Raw genomic sequence first — 20686 nt, forward strand, 5'->3', positions numbered from 1 at the left:
GCACCTGCGCGGCATCGGCGGATCGACCATCCTCGGCACCGGCGAGGTGGCGCTGATCCTCGACGTGCCGGCGCTGGTCGGGCTGGTGACCCGTCTCGAAGACGGGCGTCTGACCGCGCCCCGGCCCGTCGAACGTCTGGCCGCTTACTGATTTCAAGCAGGACCCCATCCCCTTTCCCCGGAGGTCAGTCATCGTGTTCAAGAATCTCAAAATCGGCGTACGTCTCGCACTCGGCTTCGGCCTCGTCGTCATTCTGCTGCTCGGCATCTCGGTACTCTCCTACCTGCGCGTCGGGGGGCTCAACGCCGACATCGACACCCTGGTCAAAGACTTCTTCCCGAAAACGGTCTGGGCCAACAATGTCATCGATGCGATCAACCAGGTGGCCCGTGCGCAACGCAATCTGCTGATCGATCCGCGTCCCGAGGAAATCAAGAAGCAGTACGAGCGCATCGCGGAAGCCAGGAAGACGATTGCCGAGAATCTCGACAAGCTGCACAAGAGCATCCACAGTGAAAAGGGCAAGGCGCTCCTCAAGGATCTTGATCAGGCGCGCAACCTCTACCTGGTGGACCAGGACGAGTTCCTGACGCTGATGCAGGTCGGTAAAAAGGAGCAGGCGACCGAGGTCATGCTCAGCCGGATGCGCAAGTCGCAAGCTGCGTACATCGAGGCCTGCGAAAAGGTGGTCGACTTCCAGACCGAGCTGATGACCGCCCAGGGCAAGGAAGCCGACACGCGCGCCGAGCAGACGCAATGGCTGATCCTGATCCTGGGCACGGTCGCGGTGGTCCTGGCTTCGCTGTTCGCCGCCTGGGTCACGCGCTCGATCACGGCGCCGGTCAATGCCGCGGTCCAGGCGGCCAACGCGCTCTCCGAAGGCGACCTGACGGTTCGGGTCGAGGCCCAGGGCCGGGACGAAGTCGGCCAGTTGATGTCGGCAATGCAGGCGATGACCGCCAGGCTCGGCGAGATCATCGGCGAAGTCCGTACCGCCGCCGACAACCTCAGCAACGCCTCGGGCCAGGTCTCGGCGACCGCCCAGTCGCTCTCGCAATCGTCGAGCGAACAGGCCGCTTCGGTCGAGGAAACGACGGCCAGCATGGAACAGATGAGCGCCTCGATCGTCCAGAACACCGAGAACGCCAAAGTCACCGACGGCATGGCCGCCACCGCTTCGCGGCAGGCCCTCGAAGGCGGCGAAGCCGTCAGCAAGACCGTCGAAGCGATGAAGACCATCGCCGACAAGATCGGCATCGTCGACGACATCGCCTACCAGACCAACCTGCTGGCCTTGAACGCCGCCATCGAAGCCGCGCGCGCCGGCGAACACGGCAAGGGTTTCGCCGTCGTCGCCGCCGAGGTGCGGAAGCTCGCCGAACGCAGCCAGGTCGCCGCGCAGGAAATCGGCAATGTCGCCAAGGAGTCGGTGAAACTCGCCGAACGCGCCGGTGCGCTGCTCGGCGACATGCTGCCGTCGATCCAGAAGACCTCCGACCTCGTGCAGGAGATCGCCGCCGCCTCGCAGGAGCAGCGTTCGGGCGTCGGTCAGATCAACGGCGCGATGGGGCAGCTCAACCAGGCGACGCAGCAGAACGCTTCGGCCTCCGAAGAACTCGCCGCCACCGCCGAGGAACTCGGCAGCCAGGCGCAGCAACTGCAGGAGCTGATGACTTTCTTCCGGCTCGCCGGGGCCGATCGCCACGCCACCACGGCGCGCCGCGCCGCGCCGGCTGTCCGGCAGGCGACGCCGGCACGCTCCAGGGCACCGGCCCGCGTCGCCACCGAGGCAGCGGCCGAGCACGACTTCGAACGTTTCTGAGGAGAACTCCGGCCATGACCCCACTCTCCCCTGCCTGTCGAGTACGGCCAGCTCACCGAAATCCCGATGATGCCGGCGTTCATCCGCGGCGTCATCAACCTGCGCGGCGCCGTCGTCCCGGTCGTCGACCTCGCGGTGCGCTTCGGGCGCGCCCAGAGTCCGATCGGCAAACGCACCTGCATCGTCATCGTCGAGGTCAGCGAGAATAAGCTTCGGCACGACATCGGGCTCCTGGTCGATGTTTGGAGATCCCCTCATGTTCACAAAAATGAAGGTCGGAACACAGTTGCTAGTCCTGACGGCAACCACGCTGCTACTCTTCGGTGTCGCCATGACCATGGCCGTCGTCGCCCTGCAACGGAGCAAGGAGGGTTTCGCCGGCTTCATCCAGAACGACAATGCCCGCCTGGCGGCGTTCAATGAGATGTATGCCCAAGGCCTGCAAGGCGGTCAGGCCTTGCGCAACATCATCTTCGATCCAACCAACCGAAAGGCCTACGACAACCTGACGCAGGCGGTCGGTGACTTCGATGCGGCTCTGTCCAGAAGCAGACTGCTAACGGTCGATCACGAGCTCGCTCCCGTAATCGGCGAGATCGACCGACTGGCCCAACGGCAGCAGGCGGCACGAACCGCGGTGCTCGCGGCGCTGGGCGCCGGTCGCCAGGACGAAGCAAAAGTCCTCCTCAACAAGGAAGAGACCCCCGCCTGGCGATCGCTGAAGAAGGAACTGGTCGACAGCATCGGGCGACTCTCCAGGGAAGTCACCACGACCGAACAGGAGCTTGCCAGGAAAACCTCGGAGATACAGGTGCAGGTTCTCATCGTCACGATCTTTGCCATGCTGACCATGCTGGGCCTGTCGTTGCTGGTCTGCCGCAACCTGTTGCGTCAGTTGGGCGGCGAGCCGAGCTATGCCGTCGCCGCCATGCAACGACTGGCCGAGGGCGACCTGACCCAGAAAATCGGAGTCCGTTCGGACGACGGCGCCAGCCTGCTGTATGCCATCCGCAAGACCACTGCCAGGCTCGGCGAGATCATCGGCGAAGTCCGCACCGCCGCCGACAACCTCAGCAACGCCTCGGGCCAGGTCTCGGCGACCGCCCAGTCGCTCTCGCAGTCGTCGAGCGAACAGGCCGCTTCGGTCGAGGAAACGACGGCCAGCATGGAACAGATGAGCGCGTCGATCGTCCAGAACACCGAGAACGCCAAAGTCACCGACGGCATGGCCTCGACCGCTTCGCGGCAGGCCCTCGAAGGCGGCGAAGCCGTCAGCAAGACCGTCGAAGCGATGAAGACCATCGCCGACAAGATCGGCATCGTCGACGACATCGCCTACCAGACCAACCTGCTGGCCTTGAACGCCGCCATCGAAGCCGCGCGCGCCGGCGAACACGGCAAGGGTTTTGCCGTCGTCGCGGCCGAGGTGAGAAAACTCGCCGAGCGCTCGCAGGTCGCTGCGCAGGAAATCGGCCACGTCGCCCGGAAATCGGTGAAACTCGCCGAACGCGCCGGTTCGCTGCTCGGCGAAATGCTGCCGTCGATCCAGAAGACCTCCGGCCTCGTGCAGGAGATCGCCGCCGCCTCGCAGGAGCAGCGTTCGGGCGTCGGCCAGATCAACGGCGCGATGGGGCAGCTCAATCAGGCGACGCAGCAGAATGCTTCGGCCTCCGAAGAACTCGCCGCCACCGCCGAGGAACTCGGCAGCCAGGCGGTGCAACTACAGGAGCTGATGGCTTTCTTCCAGTTGGCCGATGGCGACCGCAGCGTGGCCGGCGCGAGACGGAGCACCCCGGATCGCGCGCCGCCCCAGTTCGCACCACGCCACCGAGCACCGGCATGCAGCACCACGCTGACGCCAGCCGACCATGACTTTGAACGTTTCTGAGGAGGACCCCGACCATGACCCCGATCACCCCCACCCGGCCAGCCAGCGGCACAGCCGTCACCAGGCGTGCCGCGGCCGCGCTGCCGGCCGCGGCCGAAAGCCCACCGCAATACCTCACCTTCGTTCTCGGCGGCGAGATGTTCGCCGTCGGCATCCTCAACGTCAAGGAAATCATCGAGTACGGCCAGCTCACCGAAATCCCGATGATGCCGGCGTTCATCCGCGGCGTCATCAACCTGCGCGGCGCCGTCGTCCCGGTCGTCGACCTCGCGGCGCGCTTTGGGCGCGCCCAGAGTCCGATCGGCAAACGCAGCTGCATCGTCATCGTCGAGGTCAGCGAGAACGATCTCCGGCATGACATCGGGCTCCTGGTCGATGCGGTCTCGGAAGTGATCGAGATCCCGGCCAGCGACATCGAACCGCCGCCGTCGTTCGGCGCCCGCATTCGCGCCGATTTCATCCTCGGCATGGGCAAGGTCGCCGGCCGGTTCGTGATCCTCCTCAATATCGTCAAGGTGTTGTCGGTCGATGAAATTGCGATGCTGACCAGCATTGCCGGCGGCGAAGGCGTGGCAGCCGGCTGATCCCTGCCACCTCTCATTGGAGATAAACCATCGTGTTCAAGAATCTGAAAATCGGCGCCCGTCTCGGGCTCGGCTTCGGCATCGTCCTGATGCTGATGTCCATTCTCGCAGCGGTCTCCTACAACCGCATCCAGATGCTCAACCATGAAATCGACGACATGGTCCAGGACAAGTTTCCCAAGACCGTCTGGGCCAACGACATCATCGAGCAGGTCAACATCGTTGCTCGGACAGCGCGCAACGCGCTGTTGCTCAAGGACCCAGGCGAAATTGGTAAGGAATTCGATCGCCTCGCCGAGGCCCGCAAGGTCGTCAGCGAACGTTTCGGGCAACTCGAGAAAACGATCACCTCGGAGGCCGGCAAGAAGCTGATCGCCGACTCACTCGCCTTGCGCAAGGAATACGTTGGCGACACCAACAGGTTCATCGAGATCGTCAAGGCCGGCCAGACCGGCGAGGCCACGACCCACCTGCTCGGTAAAATGCGCCAGTCGCAACGCGAGTTCATGAATTCGATCGACAAACTGACCGACTTCCAGACCGAATTGATGAAAAAATCCGGCGAGGAAGCCGACAAGGCCGCCCAGCAGGCCAGCTTCCTCGTCCTGACGCTCGCCATCGCGGCTTTGCTCCTCGGCGCCGGCTTCGCTGCCTGGGTCACGCGCTCGATCACGGTGCCGGTCAATGCCGCGGTCCAGGCGGCCAACGCCCTCTCCGAAGGCGACCTGACGGTTCGGGTCGAGGCCCAGGGCCGGGACGAGGTCGGCCAGTTGATGTCGGCAATGCAGGCGATGACCGCCAGGCTCGGCGAGATCATCGGCGAAGTCCGCACTGCCGCCGACAACCTCAGCAATGCCTCGGGCCAGGTCTCGGCGACCGCCCAATCGCTCTCGCAGTCGTCGAGCGAACAGGCCGCTTCGGTCGAGGAAACGACGGCCAGCATGGAACAGATGAGCGCGTCGATCGTCCAGAACACCGAGAACGCCAAAGTCACCGACGGTATGGCCGCCACCGCTTCGCGGCAGGCCCTCGAAGGCGGCGAAGCCGTCGCCCGCACCGTCGAAGCGATGAAGACCATCGCCGACAAGATCGGCATCGTCGACGACATCGCCTACCAGACCAACCTGCTGGCCTTGAACGCCGCCATCGAAGCCGCGCGCGCCGGCGAACACGGCAAGGGTTTCGCCGTCGTCGCCGCCGAGGTGCGGAAGCTCGCCGAACGCAGCCAGGTCGCCGCGCAGGAAATCGGCAATGTCGCCAAGGAGTCGGTGAAACTCGCCGAACGCGCCGGTGCGCTGCTCGGCGACATGCTGCCGTCGATCCAGAAGACCTCCGACCTCGTGCAGGAGATCGCCGCCGCCTCGCAGGAGCAGCGTTCGGGCGTCGGTCAGATCAACGGCGCGATGGGGCAGCTCAACCAGGCGACGCAGCAGAACGCTTCGGCCTCCGAAGAACTCGCCGCCACCGCCGAGGAACTCGGCAGCCAGGCGCAGCAACTGCAGGAGCTGATGACTTTCTTCCGGTTGGCTGAGGAAGGCCACGGCGCGGCAAGCACGCGGCGAGCGTCCCCGTCCACCCATCTGCAGGCGGCGCCCGCACGCAGCGGGAGAGCGGGCCGGATTGCCCCCCTGGTGCCAGCCGGCGACTTCGAGCGTTTCTGAACCGGCAGCGAACGGTCATGACTTTTCCAGACACCCCCGATCATGAAAGTCATGACCGTTTCCCTCTCCCCCAACCCCTCTCCCGCGAGGGGAGAGGGGAGGTTCGTGAGTCGCTGATGCGACTTTTACATTAAAACGTAGCGGCCGCTTGATCTCCACTGGAAAAAAAAAGCATGCCCTCAGTCCACCATAGCAGCGCTCCCATCGAGGCAGCCTGCCCGAGGATCGACGAGCGAGACCTGCGCAGGCTTTTCGATGCCCTGCCCTCGGGCTTCGCGCTGCACGAGATCCTCCTCGATGGCGAAGGCCAGCCCTGCGATTACCGCTTCATCGACGTCAACCCGGCTTTCGAGGCGATTACCGGCCTCGCCAGGAGCCAGCTCGTCGGCCGGCGGGTTCGCGAAGTGCTGCCGCAGCTCGAACCGCGGTGGATCGAGCGCTACGGGGCGGTCGCGCTGACCGGTGACAGTCAGCAGTTCGACGATTTCAGCGTCGAACTCGACCGCCATTACCGGGTCACCGCTTACTGCCCGGAAATCGGGCAGTTCGCCGTGATCGTCGACGACATCACCGCGATCCGGCGCAGCGAGGAATCCTTGCGGCAGGCGGCCAAGGTGTTCGAACTGACGCGCGACGGCGTGGCGATCACCGACGCCAACGCCCGCATCGTCGCCGTCAATCAGGCTTTTACGGAAATCACCGGTTACAGCAGCGAGGAAGCCGTCGGCCAGAATGCCGGCATCCTCAAATCGGGCCACCATGACGCGGCGTTCTACGGCAGGGTCTGGAGCGAACTGACCAACACCGGCTTCTGGCGGGGCGAAATCTGCAACCGCCGCAAGACCGGTGAAACCTACCCGCAATGGCTGACGATCAGCGCGGTGCACAACGAATATGGGCAGATCGAACGCTACATCGGCGTATTCACCGACATCAGCCGCCTGCGCAACGCCGAGGCACACGCCGAATTCATTGCCTACCACGACCCCTTGACCAAGCTGCCCAACCGCAGCCTGCTGAACATCCGCTTCGAGCACGCCCTCGAAAGGGCGCGGCGTCACCATCACAAGATGGCGCTCCTGATCTTCGACCTCGACCTCTTCAAGAACATCAACGACTCGTTCGGGCACGAGTTCGGCGATGTGCTGCTGGTCGCGATCACTGAACGCTTCAAGTTGCGGCTGCGCGACGAGGACACGCTGGTGCGGGTGCACGGTGACGAATTCGCGGTACTGATGGAAGAGATCGAGGTCGCAGCCGATGCCGCCGTCGTCGCCAGTGACCTGCTCAAGGCGCTCGAAGCGCCTTTCCGGATCGGGGGCAGCGACGAGATCTACCTCAGCGCCAGCGCCGGCATCAGCATCTCGCCCGACGACGGCAGCGATCCGGCGCTGCTGCTGCGCAACGCCGACACCGCCGTGAATCTGGCCAAGGCGCAGGGACGCAAGACCTTCTGCTTCTACACCGAAGCGCTGACCACCCGCGCCCTCGAACGCATGCACCTGGAATCGCGCCTGCGGCGGGCGATCGACCTCGGCCATCTGGTCCTGCATTACCAGCCGCTGATCGAGGCCCGCAGCGGCGCGGTGATCGGCGCCGAAGCGCTGCTGCGCTGGCGCGACCCCGAGCAGGGAATGATCGCACCGATACACTTCATTCCGGTGGCCGAGGATTGCGGGCTGATTGCACCGCTCGGCGCCTGGGTGCTGGCGACGGCGTGCCGGCAGATGCAGGCCTGGCTCGACGCCGGGCGAGCGCTGCGGACCATCGCCGTCAATCTTTCGCCGCGGCAGTTCTTTTTGCAGGATGTTCCGGAACTGCTTCGCCAGACCCTGGCGGACAGTGGTCTCGACGCCCGCTTCCTCGAACTGGAGATCACCGAAGGCATCCTCATCGAACATGGCGAGCGGGCCGTCGCGATCCTCAACCGGATTCGTGCGCTCGGCGTGCGCCTGTCACTCGACGATTTCGGCACTGGCTATTCCTCGCTCAGCTACCTCAAACGCTTCACGATCGACAAGCTGAAGATCGACCGGAGCTTCATCCGTGACGTTACCACCGACACCAGCGACGCCGAGATCGCCGCAACGATCATCGCCATGGCGCATTCGCTGTCCCTCTCGGTAGTCGCCGAAGGCGTCGAGACGGCAGAGCAGCTCGCCTTTCTCGAAGAACACGGCTGCGACTACTACCAGGGATATTTGTTCAGCCGCCCGCTGGCCGCCGAGCACTTTCCCGAGTCTGTCGAACATTCGGGCGCACTGAGGGGGGTTCCTCCCACGGCGGGAAGGCCTTGGTTAAGTATCCGATCGGCAATTTGAACCCAATTTTTTCAGGACGTTTTCCATCCAGATGCCTGCCAATGTAATTATCATCTTGTTGATCAATGAATTGCACCAGATGGCGGGAAAGATCCGCGAAAACGGCCGCAGCAGCCGGTTGCAGACCCGGCGACCAGGCATTTATCCGCAAACTTACTGGACAGATGAGACCATGGCACCACTGGTATGGAGCGCAGCACTGGAAATCGGCCACCCCGAGATTGACAACGACCATCGCGCCATGGTCGGCCTGCTCAATCGTCTGCAGGAGGCGAGCGAGCGAGCGGATCGGGTCGCCACCCAGGCCGTGCTGGCCGAACTCGAAACCCTGACCAGGGATCACTTCGCCCGCGAGGAACAACTGATGCTGGACATCCACTACGAATTGTTGGCCCGGCACCAGAAGGAACATGTACACCTGTTCGACGAGGTCCGCGCCCAGATCGAAGAAATGAACGAGGGCATCGTCAGCGCCGCGGCGATTGCCGGATTCATCAAACGCTGGCTGATCGATCACGTCGAGACCTCGGATCGCCAACTGGCCGCAGCCTTGGCACGCTGGCGTTCGAGTCCGCTTTGAAAAGGCAACAGACGACGACCAGGGAACGGTTGCAGTACCGCTTTCTGCTGCAGATCGGCCTGCTTCTGATCGTTGCCGGCATGACAGCGGTTTTTCTTGAGCTGGCCAATGAAGAGGCGACTGTCGAAGAGTTCGTGCTCACGCGCGCACGCGCGCATTTCCGCGACATCCTCCTGACCCGGCGCTGGAACGCCGGGCACGGCGGTGTCTACGTGGAAAAACGCGCCGGCGTCGAAAGCAACCCGTACCTGCAGGACCCCGACATCACGGCGACCAACGGCAAGACCTACACCCTGCGCAATCCGGCGCTGATGACGCGCGAGATCTCGGAACTGGCGGCGCGCGACGGCGACTACCGTTTTCACATTACCAGCCTGCAACTGAAGAACCCCGACAACGCCCCCGACGACTGGGAACGCGCAGCACTCGCGGGTTTTGCCGCCGGCGAGAAGGAACGTTCCGCAACGCTTCACCACGGTGACCGGAGCGAATTCCGCTACATGGCGCCCCTGCTGTTCGAGACCGCCTGCCTGCGCTGCCATCAGGACATGGACTACCAGGTCGGCGATGTGCGTGGTGGCATCAGCATCCGCTTCGACATCACGCCGCTGCTGCTCCGCCAACAGCAACACGCCTGGATCACCGGCATCGCGGCGCTGCTGACCATGGCCGGACTGTTCCTGCTCGCCAGGGCCTTTGCCTCCCGCATGAGCCGACGCATGCAGCGCCTGAGCCGGCGGCACGAGGAGCTCGTGCAGTCGATCGACGGCATCGTCTGGGAGGCCGATGCGAAAACCCTGCAGTTCACCTTCGTCAGCGCCCAAGCCGAACGCCTGCTGGGTTTTCCGGTCGGCGACTGGGAACAGGCCGACTTCTGGGTGGCGCATCTGCACCCGGACGACCGGGACTGGGCGAGCGACTACCGCGCGAGTTGCAGCGAGCAAGGGCTGCCCTACGATCTCGAATATCGTTTCGTCGCCGCCGACGGACACACGCTCTGGCTACACGACCGGGTTCGGGTCATCGCCGAGGACGGCCAGCCGACGAGATTGCGCGGGCTGATGTTCGACGTCAGCCGCGAGCACGAGCAGAGCGAGCAGACCCGGCAGTTGCTCGCCGAACACGAGACGATCCTGAACAACGCGCTGATTGGCATCACCTACCTGAAGCACCGGCGGGTGGTTTCGTGCAATCGCCGCTTCGAGGAAATGTTTGGCTATGGACCCGGCGAGCTGTCCGGGCAGTCGACCGAGTGCCTGTATGCCTCGCGCGCCATTTTCGAGGCCGTCGGCGAGCGCGCCTACGCCAACTGCGGCGCCGGCAGGAACCATTGCGAGGAAGTGCTGCTGCAACGCAAGGACGGTCAGCCTTTCTGGGGCGTACTGAACGGCCGGGCAATCGACCCCGCGCATCCCCAGGAGGGAAGCATCTGGATCTTCGCCGACATTTCCGAGCGTCGGGCCGCCGAGGAGGAAGTCCACAAGTTGCTGCAGGCGGTCGAGCAGAGCCCGGTATCGATCGTCATCACCAGTCGCGAGGGTCTGATCGAATACGTCAATCCGCGTTTCGTCCAGGTCACCGGTTATCCCCGGCACGAGGCCATCGGCCAGAACCCGCGCCTGCTGAAATCCGGCCAGACCTCGCGGCAGACCTATCGGGAAATGTGGGAGACGCTGCGCGCGGGCGGCGAATGGCGCGGCACGCTCCTCAACCAGCGCAAGAACGGCGAACTGTTCTGGGAAGAAGCCTTGCTCTCGCCGATCGTCGACGAGCACGGGACGATCACCCACTTTCTCGGGGTCAAGCAGGATGTCACCGAACAGCGACTGATCAAGCAGCAGCTCGAAGAGCATCGGGAACACCTCGAAGACCTCGTCACACGCCGCACCGCCGAGCTGACCAGCGCGCTGGCCGCGGCCAAAGTCGCCGACCAGGTCAAGGACGCCTTCCTGGCCAACGTCAGCCACGAATTGCGGACACCGCTCAACGCCGTCATCGGGCTCTCGGCACTCGCCCTGCAAAGCAGCACCGACGCCCGCCAGCGCCAGTATCTGGAAAAGGTCGGTGACGCCGGCCAGACGCTGCTGGCGATCATCAACGACCTGCTCGATCTGACCCGGATCGCGAGCGGCGAGATGAGGTTCGAAGCGCAGCCGTTCAGCCTGCGCCAGACCGCTGCGCGCGTTTTCTCGGTGATCGGCCACCGCGCCGCCGAAAAGGGGCTGCGGCTCGAAGCGCAGATCGACGAGCGACTTCCCGAGAGGCTCATCGGCGATTCGCTGCGCATCGAACAGATTCTCCTCAACCTGCTCAACAATTCGATCAAATTCACCGAGACCGGCGGCATCGTCGTGCGCATCCTCGTCGAACACCTCGACACGCAGCGCGCCGATCTGCGGCTCGAGGTCGAGGATTCGGGAATCGGCATGAGTGAACACGAGATCGCCCATATTTACCGGCCTTTCGTTCAGGCCGACCTGTCGATCACCCGCAAGTACGGTGGCAGCGGCCTGGGCCTGGCGATCTGCAAGCAACTCGCCGAAGGCATGCAGGGGTCGATCGAGGTCAGCAGCCAGCCGGGCGACGGCACGTGCTTTGGCGTCCGCCTGACCCTGGCCCTGGCGACCGAAAACGACCTTCCCGACAGCGAAGAAACGCCAAATCCTCAGGCCCTGCCGACGCATTACCACGACGCGCGCGTCCTGGTGGTCGACGATCAGCCACTCAACCGCGAGATCGTCTTCGATTTGCTGGCCACAGTCGGCATCGTCCCGCGCCTCGCCGAAAACGGCCTGGAGGCGATCAAGCTCCTCAGCGAGGCCGGCCCGGGAGCCTTCGACCTGGTGTTGATGGACATCCAGATGCCGGTCATCGACGGCCTCACGGCAACACGCCAGATCCGTGCGCTACCGGGCTTTGCGACGCTGCCGATCGCCGCCATGACGGCGCACACGATGGAACACGAAAAGCAGGTGTACCTGGACGAAGGGATGAATGACCATCTCGGCAAACCGTTCGCCTTGCCCAGTTTCTTTGCGCTCTTGGCCAGGTGGCTGGCGCATCGCGTCGACGCCCCGCCGCTGCCGACTGCGCCCGTGGCCATCGCCGCCAGCGACGGCGAGCTGACGGCGATCGACGGTCTGGACGCCAGCGCAGCACGGCAGCGCTTTGCCGGCAATGACGCGCGGTATCGGTACTGGCTGCGGGAATTCGTCGGGGATTCGGCGGACTTCATGGCCAGGCTCAACGCGCTGCTGCGCGATCGGGAGTACGCCGCGGCCAGGCAGATGGTGCACGCTTTCAAGGGCCGCGTCGGTACGCTTGGCATGACCGAACTGCATGGTCTGGCGGCAGCACTCGAGCAGTTTCTCCGGGCCGGCGAGGCCGACAGCGAGAAAGAAAGTAATTCGGGCAGCACGATCCGCCAACAACTGCTACAGTCGATCGAACGCATGCGCGTCAACCTGCAGGCAGCGCTCGGCCCCGGCAGGCCGGCCACGACGGCCGCAGCAGTTCGGCCTCAAGGGCCGATGCCGCCCGCGATCGCGGCCCTGCTGCCCCTGCTGGAGGCTTCGGATGGTGGCAGCGCCGCAGCCATCGCCGCCTGCCTTGAACAACTGCCGGATTGCGACTGGCAAGCGCCGCTGCAGGCAGCGCTGGCGAAAGCGGAAAGTTTCGATTTTGCAGCGGCGCGGCAGCTCATTACCGAAGGCATGGGGACACCGACATGAAACTGGGTTCAAAACTGCTCCTCCAGACCGTGCTGCCGGCCGTCTTAGCCGTTTCGCTGTTGCTCGTAATTGTCACCCTGGTCGCCAGCAAGGCCCTGCAGGAATCCGCCGAACGCGGTTTGGCGGCCGTTGCCGAGGCGCGCCGCGAAGACCTCCGGAACCACCTCGAACGGATGCGCGACGACATCGTCAGCATGGGCAACGCCCCGGCCGTGATCGCCGCCATGCAGCAGTTTTCCGCCGCTTTCGCCGCCTGCGGCGCCCGCGCCGACAGCCAGCTCCAGCCGTTGTACGACAGCGACGTGCCGCACACTGTCAACTCCGCCAACTCCGCCAGCCATCCCTGCCGCCATGGCTACCAGCAGGCCCATGGCGAGCATGATGTGTTCTTCCGCAGGCGCCATGCCGTCTATGGCTGGCAGGACATGCTGCTGGTCGATCTGCAGGGCCATGTCGTCTATTCCCTGCTCAAGGATCACGATTTTGCGACCAACCTGTTCACCGGGCCGTGGAAGGACAGCGGCCTGGCGCGCGTGGCGACGATCGCCCTGCGCCAGGCGGTGAGCGGCGTGCCGGCCTTTGCCGACGCCGAACCCTACGCGGCGGCGGGCAACCGGCCGGCGATGTTTCTCGCCATCCCGATTCGCGAACCCGAGACCGGTCAGCCGCTGGGCGCGCTGGTGGCGCAGATCGCTTTCGCACCGCTCGACCGGCACATGCACTTCAAGGCCGGACTCGGCGAGAGCGGCGAAGCCTTTCTCGTCGGCAGCGGTGGCTGGCTGCTGACCAACACCTTTTTCGACCCGGAATCGTCGGTCCTCAAGCGGCAATTGCAGACCGAAGCCGTCAGCCGTGTGCTCGCCGGCAACGAAGGCAGCGATCAGCTCGTCGATTATCGCGGCCAGCCCTCGTTCATCGCTTACCGGCAGTTGCAACCGTTTGCCGGCGCCCTCGGCGACCAACCGCGCTGGGGCGTGATCGCCAAGATCAGCCGCGACGAAGCGCTGTCCAGCCTGTATTCGCTGCAATGGCTGATCCTCGGCAGCGGCCTGCTGATCGCCGGGGCGGCGACCGCAATGGCAGTCATCAGCGGCCGGCGACTACTCCAGCCGGTGCTGGCGCTGCAGACCGCGCTGGTGCGCCTGGCCAGAGGCGAGAAAACGGCGATTCCCGGTCTCGACCGCCAGGACGAGATTGGCGACATGGCCAAGGCCGCGGAAAGTTTTCGTGAGATGTCCGAGGCGGTTGCGCGTGACCGCTGGATTCACGAGAACGTCGCCGCGCTGACCACCGCCGTCAGCCAGGAGGAGAGGCTCATCGACGTGGCCGACGCCCTCCTCGGACATCTGCGGCGGCAGCTCGACGTTCCCGTCGCGACGCTCTTTCTGCGCGATGCCGACGGCCACTACCAGCGTGCCGGCGCCCAGGGACTGGCCCGGCGCAGCCAGTCGCAGGACCGCTTCGCGCCCGGCGAAGCGCTGGTCGGCCAGTGTGCCCGCGATGGCCAGGCGGTGATCCTGGCGCCAGTGAGTGGCGGCCTGATGCTGATCGCCAGCGGACTGGCCGAGTTTCCTCCCGAGGAACTCGTGCTCTACCCGATCACACATCAGGACGAGACGCTGGCGGTCGTCGAACTGGCCGCGACGCGCCGGCTGTCGCCCGACGAGCACGCTTTTCTCGCGGCCCTGGTGGGCCCGCTCGGATTGCACCTGGCGAACATCGAAGCCGCCGAGCGCAATCTCGCGCTGCTCGATGAAAGTCGCCGGCAGACCGAGACCCTGGGCCAGCAGAAGGCCGAACTCGCTGACAAGAACCATGAAATGCAGGCGTTGAGCGACGAAATGCGTGCCCAGTCCGAGGAACTCAAGGCACAGAACAGAACCCTGCGCGGCGCCCAGGAGGAACTGCGGGTGCAGCAGGAGGAGCTGGCCGAGAAGAATCGCAGTCTGGAAGCGCAGGGCCGGCAGCTCGAACTCGGCCGTAGCGAGGCCGAGACGCGGGCGCGCGAACTCGCGCAGGCCAACCGTTACAAATCGCAGTTCCTGGCCAACATGTCGCATGAACTGCGCACACCGCTGAACAGCATCCTGATCCTGGCCAGGCATCTCGCCGAGAACGCCACCGGCCACCTCGACGACGACGAAGTCGAGTCGGCGGGCGTCATCCACGAGAGCGGCAGCCAGCTCCTGTCGCTGATCAATGACATTCTCGACCTGTCGAAGATCGAGGCCGGCAAGGTCGAAATGCTGATCGAGGATTTTCCGGTCTCCGAAATTCTGCTTTACCTGCGCCGCCTGTTCGAGCCGCTCGCGGCGAAGAAGTCGATCGCTTTCGCCATCGAGGCCGAAACCGCTGCGGCGCCGATCATCCACAGCGACCGCCGCCTGCTGACCCAGATCCTGACCAACCTGCTGTCGAACGCCGTCAAGTTCACCGACCAGGGGTCGGTGCGGCTGGTGCTGTGCGCCGAAGAGCGGGGACTGCGTTTCGACATCATCGACAGCGGCATCGGCATCGCGGCCGACCAGATCGAACGCATCTTCAACGCCTTTCAGCAGGTCGATGGCGGCAGCGCACGCAAGTACGGCGGCTCCGGCCTGGGGCTGGCGATCAGCCGCCAACTCGTCGATCTGCTGGGTGGCCGCATCGAGATCGAGAGCACGCCCGGCAGCGGCAGCCGCTTTTCGGTGCACCTGCCGGACATCGTCTGCGACAGCAGTACCCCGGCACCCGCCAGAGCGCTGATGACAGAGGCCGAGCGCACGGCCACCGCCGGCCGCCACACGCTGATCCTGGTGGTCGAAGACGATGGCCGGCTGGTGACCCTCGTCACCCGCCTGATCGAAACGCTCGGCTACGCCGTGCTGGCGGTGGATAGCGGGGAAAAGGCGCTCGCCCTGATCGCTGCCGAGCCCCCGGCCGGCGTTCTGCTCGACCTCGGTCTGCCCGACATCCCTGGGATCGAAGTCCTGCGCCGGATGAAGTCCGACCCGGCCAGCGCCGGCATTCCCGTGTACATCATCTCCGGTATGGCCGACACCGGCGAAGCGGCGGCACTCGGCGCCGACGGCTACATCCGCAAGCCGATCACCCGCGACGCCATCCTGGCCGCGCTCCGCGACATGCTCGACCGCTCGCCGGTGCCGGCTGCCCCGCCCGCCGGCCGGCGGCAGGTGCTGCTGATCGAAGACGACCCGGCGAGCAACCAGGCCGTGCGCGTCCTGTTCAAGGATACGAACATCGAACTCAGTCAGGCACACAACGGCAGCGAAGGTCTGGCGGCCATCGCCGCTGCGCGTTTCGATGCCGTGATCCTGGACCTGATGCTGCCCGACATGAGCGGCTTCGAATGGCTCGAACAAGTCGCCACCGCAACGCCGCAGCCACCGCCGGTGGTGGTCTACTCGGCGCGCGACCTCGACGACGCCGAGCTGCTGCGCCTGCATGCGCACGCCGACGCGGTGATCTCCAAGGGACGGCTCAACGGCCAGGCAAGCGCGCGCCTGCGCGAGGAGGTCCTGCTCGCGGTCGCCCGGCAGACGCGGGCATCCGTCGCCGCACCGGCGGCCACGGCGATGCGGCACGACGCACTGCTGATCGTCGATGACGACGTTCGCAACCAGTCGGCGCTGTCGAAAGCGCTGCGTGCCCGCGGCTTTGCCGTCAGTGTCGCCGGCAGCGGCGCACAGGCGCTCGACATGCTCGCTGCCGGCCAGTTCGCGGCGGTTCTGACCGACATCATGATGCCTGGCATGGATGGCTACGAACTGATCCGGCGAATGCGCAGCGGCAGCACCGGCCAGATCCCGATCATTGCCGTCACCGCCAAGGCGATGCCCGGCGACGTCGAGCTCTGCCTTGCCGCCGGCGCCAGCGATTATCTTGCCAAGCCGGTCGATATCGACCGTCTGCTGCAGTTGCTCGAGAAATGGCTCTGAAACGCCAATCCGCGCGCCCGCTCGAGGCCATCGAGGTCGACCTGCTGCTCCTGCTGCTGCGCGAGCGCTACGGCTACGACTTCAGCGGTTACGGTCGAACCTCGCTGATCCGCCGGCTCAGACAGTTGGTCGATACCTTCCAGGTCGGCAGCCTGGTTGAATTGCTGCCGACCCTGCTGCACGACGAGCAGGTGGCACAGACCGCGATCAACATGCTGTCGGTGCCGGTCTCCGAATTCTTCCGCGACCCGCCGGTATGGAAGTATCTCCGCGAACAGGTGATGCCGGAGCTCGACAGCTTCCCGCGCATCAACGTCTGGCAGGTCGGCTGTGGCTACGGCCAGGAGAGCTATTCGCTCGCCATTCTGCTGCACGAATGTGATCTGGCGTACAAGGCGCGGATGATCACCACCGACATCAACGCCGACCTGCTCAGGGTCGCGCGCCGTGGCCGCTGGCCGGCAGACCAGTTTGCACAATGGCGGGCCAACTATCTGGCGGCTGGCGGCAGCGCCTGTTTCGACGATTATTTCGATACCCATGGCCATGACGCCAATGAGACAATGGCCATTCGTGCAGACTCCCTACAAGCCATGGAATTCGTCGAACACAACCTGGTCACCGATGATGCCTTCCTGGAAACGCAGTTGCTGATCTGCCGCAACGTCCTGATCTATTTCGGTGCGGCGCTGCAGGCGCGGGCCCTCGACCTGTTCGAACGCAGCCTGCAGCGCGGCGGTTTCCTGGTCCTCGGCAGCGCCGAATCGATCTTCGACCGAAACCGCACCTGGGTGCCGCTGCAGGCCGAACTGCGGGTTTTCCGAAAAACCATGGCGGGGGCGGAATGAACGGCGTTCCGAAGATCCTCGTCGTCGATGACCTGGCCGCCAACCGCCTGGCGATCCGCACCGCCCTCAAGGGTATCGAAGCAACGATCGTCGAGGCCGGCAACGGTTTCGACGCGCTGGCGATTACCCTCGAAGAGGAATTCGCGCTGATCCTCCTCGACGTACAGATGCCCGAAATGGACGGCTTCGAGGTCTGCGAACGCCTGTCGGCCAATCCGCAGACCGCCGACACGCCGGTGATCTTCATCACCGCCGCCCACAACAGCCCGGAAGATCGCATCCATGGCTACCGGACGGGCGCCACCGATTATCTGGCAAAGCCGATCAATAACCCGTTGCTGCGCGCCAAGACGCGGGTGTTTCTCCGCCTCTACCAGCAGAACCGCGCCCTGCAGGCGGCGCTGGAAGCGGCGAAAGTCGCCGACCGGGTCAAGGACGCCTTCCTGGCCAACGTCAGCCACGAACTGCGGACACCGCTCAACGCCGTCATCGGGCTCTCGGCACTGGCGCTGAACCAGAGCAGCGACCCTCGCCAGCGCGAATACCTGGAAAAGGTCAGGGACGCCGGCCAGACGCTGCTGGCAATCATCAACGACCTGCTCGACCTGACCAAGATCGCTGCCGGTGAAATGACCCTCGAAAGCACCCCGTTCAGCCTCCGGAAGACCGTTGCACGCGCCTTGTCGGTGATCGGCCACCATGCCCTCGAAAAGGGCTTGAGCCTCGAAAGCCGGATCGACGAGCGACTCCCCGAATGGCTGGTCGGCGACCCGCTGCGCATCGAACAGATCCTGCTCAATCTGCTCAACAACTCGCTCAAGTTCACCGACACCGGCCGGGTCGTGGTGCGCATCACCGTCGAGGATATCGACGATCAGCAGGCCGGATTACTGATCGAAGTCGAGGATACGGGAATCGGCATGAGCGAGAGCGAGATTGCCCGCATCTACCAGCCGTTCGTCCAGGCCGATCCGTCGATCACCCGCAAGCATGGCGGCACTGGCCTGGGCCTGGCGATCTGCAAGCAACTCGCCGAAGGCATGCAGGGGTCGATCGAGGTCAGCAGCCGGCCGGGCGAAGGCACGCGCTTTTGCGTCCGCCTGCGCCTGGGCGTAACGACCGCCAACGAGTGCCCGACCGGCGACGACCCGGCCGCTGCCGAGAATCTGCCAACGCATTACCCGGCAGCGCGCGTGCTGGTGGTCGACGATCAGCCGCTCAATCGCGAACTGGTCTTCGAGCTGCTGGGTAGCGTCGGCATCGTGCCGCATCTCGCGGAGAACGGCCAGCAGGCGCTGGACATTCTCCGCGAGGCCGGCGCGCAGGCTTTCGACCTGGTATTGATGGACATCCAGATGCCGGTTCTCGACGGCCTGGCGGCCACCCGCCGAATCCGTGCGCTGCCGGGTTTCGCCACGCTGCCGATCGTCGCCATGACGGCGCACACGATGGTGCACGAGAAAGAGGTGTACCTGGCCGAAGGCATGAACGATCACCTCGGCAAACCGTTTTCGCTGCCGGCCTTCTTCGCGCTGCTGGCGCGCTGGCTGGCCGTGCAGGGGATTACCCCGAGCGCAGCGGCGCCCGCTGCGGCCACCGCTGCCGACGCCGGCGAGAACGAGTTGGCACCGATCAGCGGCCTCGACAGCGCCACGGCACTGCAGCGATTTGCCGGCAACCGCGCGCGTTACCGCCACTGGCTGCGGGAATTCGTCGGCGAATCGGCTGGTTTCACCGCGACCATCGATACCCTGCTGGCCGCTGGAGCGAGCGAATCGGCGAGACAGGCGGTGCACGCCTTCAAGGGCCGCGTCGGGACGCTCGGCATGCGCGAACTGCAAGCCCTGGCCGAGGCGCTCGAGCAGGCCCTGCGGGCCGGCCAGGCGAACAGTCCGGCGGGCCATGCCTTGCGCCGGCAACTGGCGCAGTCGATCGAGGCGATGTGCGCCGGCATCCAGGCGGCGCTCGCCCAATCGCCCCCCCGGCAGGCGACGAGTCGAGCGGCCAGATCACCACCCGCAGCAGGACCCGCCGGGCCGATGCCGGCTTCGGTCGCGGCCCTGCTGCGCCTGCTGCAGGATGCGGATGGCGGCAGTGCCACGGCGATCGCAAACTGTCTTGCAGAACTGCCGAACAGCGACTGGGAACCGCTGTTGCAGGCGGCGCGGGCAGCGGTGCAGAAATTCGATTTCGAAGCCGCGCGGCAGGTCCTCGCCGGCCGCGAGGAGGCCGGATGACGATGCTGCGCGACTGGAGCGGACTGCTCCTGCTGTGGCTCTGCTGCACCGGCCTCGCCGCGGCCGACGAGGAGTATTTCGCACGCTACGCGCTGCCCCGAAATGCCGCTTCGGTCGACCTCGGCGTGCAGCCGCTCGGTTATCCGGCGGCGATGATCGGCGCGCTACTGCAGCGCGATCGAATCCTCAAGCGTCGGCTCGAAGAACTCGGCCAGCCACTGGCCACTTTCGCGTTCCGGCGCGGCAGCGACATGCTCGATCTGCTCGCCGATGGCCGGCTCGAAGCCGGACTGCTCGGCGACCTGCCGACGATCCGCCTGGCGGCGCGTACCGATGTCGCGATTGCCGGCCTCACCAAACGCAGCGCGACGGCGCTGGTCGCCCGCCAGGAAGGCTTGCTGACACACCTGCAGGGCAAGCGCCTGGCGTATGTTCCGGACTCCAGCGCCCATTACACGCTGCTGCAGGCGCTGGCCAGCGTCGGGCTGAGCGAGCGGGAAGTGACGCTGGTCGCCCTGACCATAGACGAAATGCCGGCTGCGCTGGCGCAGGGGCGGATCGATGGGTTTGCCGCCTGGGAACCGGCGCCGACCATCGCCCTGGCCAGCCATCCGCAGGCACGCATCGTCTTCCGTGGCCCCAGCTCGGACTATCTGGTGCTCACCAGACGCTTCGTGCAACGGCATCCCGAGGCGGCCAGGCATCTGGTCGCCGCGCTGGTCCGCGCACTCGAATGGATGCGTCAGAGCCGCGGGAACATTGAAACCGCTGCCCGCTGGGCCATGCACGATGGCAGCGCTTTCAGCGGCCAGGCGCCCGTGTTGCCCCTGGCACAGGCGGTGACGATCGCGCGCCGCGAAATTCTCGAGGTCCCCGCTGCGCCGGCCATCCCGGCCGCAAGCGGCGACCGCCACCTTCTGCTCGGCGAGTTCCATTTCCTGCAGCGGCTAGGCAAGCTGCCTGCGAACACCTCCTGGGAGCGCCTGGCCATGGCTTTTGCCTACGACGGGCTGCAGCAGGTCACGGCGGCGCCCACCCGTTATCGCCTGTATGTCTTCGACTACGAGCCCTGACG

General features: G+C 65.3%; 11 protein-coding genes and 1 pseudogene. All 12 read left to right on the forward strand.

The annotated features are described in order from the left end of the window. Positions 1 to 194: 194 nt before the first annotated feature. The 12 genes and pseudogenes from V5B39_RS12640 to V5B39_RS12695 all read left to right on the forward strand — a co-directional run bounded on the left by V5B39_RS12640 (position 195) and on the right by V5B39_RS12695 (position 20684). Positions 195 to 1823 carry a methyl-accepting chemotaxis protein gene (locus tag V5B39_RS12640; protein WP_332343251.1) on the forward strand — a complete coding sequence of 543 codons (1629 nt, stop codon included), beginning with the start codon at positions 195 to 197 and terminating at the stop codon, positions 1821 to 1823. Positions 1824 to 1859: 36 nt separating this feature from the next. Then, a pseudogene (locus V5B39_RS12645) lies at positions 1860 to 2063 on the forward strand (chemotaxis protein CheW); the annotation flags it as partial. 16 nt (positions 2064 to 2079) lie between these two features. After that, a complete protein-coding gene (locus V5B39_RS12650; RefSeq protein WP_332343252.1) occupies positions 2080 to 3711 on the forward strand; it encodes a methyl-accepting chemotaxis protein in 1632 nt (543 codons plus the stop codon). A gap of 14 nt (positions 3712 to 3725) precedes the next feature. Further along, positions 3726 to 4295: a chemotaxis protein CheW gene (locus V5B39_RS12655; RefSeq protein WP_332343253.1), complete on the forward strand. Its 570-nt coding sequence runs from the start codon at positions 3726 to 3728 to the stop codon at positions 4293 to 4295. Positions 4296 to 4327: 32 nt separating this feature from the next. Then, the gene (locus V5B39_RS12660; RefSeq protein ID WP_332343254.1) at positions 4328 to 5956 is read left to right on the forward strand and encodes a methyl-accepting chemotaxis protein; all 1629 of its coding nucleotides are present in this window, start codon (positions 4328 to 4330) and stop codon (positions 5954 to 5956) included. A gap of 173 nt (positions 5957 to 6129) precedes the next feature. Continuing rightward, a complete protein-coding gene (locus V5B39_RS12665) occupies positions 6130 to 8277 on the forward strand; it encodes a putative bifunctional diguanylate cyclase/phosphodiesterase (RefSeq protein ID WP_332343255.1) in 2148 nt (715 codons plus the stop codon). A gap of 172 nt (positions 8278 to 8449) precedes the next feature. Then, on the forward strand, positions 8450 to 8857 hold the full coding sequence (locus V5B39_RS12670) for a bacteriohemerythrin (RefSeq protein ID WP_332343256.1): 408 nt from the start codon (positions 8450 to 8452) through the stop codon (positions 8855 to 8857). Further along, the gene (locus V5B39_RS12675) at positions 8854 to 12588 is read left to right on the forward strand and encodes a PAS domain S-box protein (protein ID WP_332343257.1); all 3735 of its coding nucleotides are present in this window, start codon (positions 8854 to 8856) and stop codon (positions 12586 to 12588) included. The genes V5B39_RS12670 and V5B39_RS12675 overlap by 4 nt, the downstream gene beginning before the upstream one ends. Further along, on the forward strand, positions 12585 to 16526 hold the full coding sequence (locus V5B39_RS12680) for a response regulator (RefSeq protein WP_332343258.1): 3942 nt from the start codon (positions 12585 to 12587) through the stop codon (positions 16524 to 16526). The genes V5B39_RS12675 and V5B39_RS12680 overlap by 4 nt, the downstream gene beginning before the upstream one ends. Beyond that, positions 16517 to 17374: a CheR family methyltransferase gene (locus V5B39_RS12685; RefSeq protein ID WP_332343259.1), complete on the forward strand. Its 858-nt coding sequence runs from the start codon at positions 16517 to 16519 to the stop codon at positions 17372 to 17374. The genes V5B39_RS12680 and V5B39_RS12685 overlap by 10 nt, the downstream gene beginning before the upstream one ends. Next, entirely contained in the window at positions 17371 to 19611 is a 2241-nt protein-coding gene (locus V5B39_RS12690; protein ID WP_332343260.1) for a response regulator, read from the forward strand. Before V5B39_RS12685 ends, V5B39_RS12690 begins: the two co-directional genes overlap by 4 nt. After that, positions 19608 to 20684, forward strand: a complete 1077-nt coding sequence (locus V5B39_RS12695) for an ABC transporter substrate-binding protein (protein WP_332343261.1) — start codon at positions 19608 to 19610, stop codon at positions 20682 to 20684. The genes V5B39_RS12690 and V5B39_RS12695 overlap by 4 nt, the downstream gene beginning before the upstream one ends. Positions 20685 to 20686 lie beyond the last annotated feature (2 nt).

Origin of the sequence: Accumulibacter sp., from assembly GCF_036625275.1 — a bacterium.
Classification (GTDB): Bacteria; Pseudomonadota; Gammaproteobacteria; order Burkholderiales; family Rhodocyclaceae; genus Accumulibacter.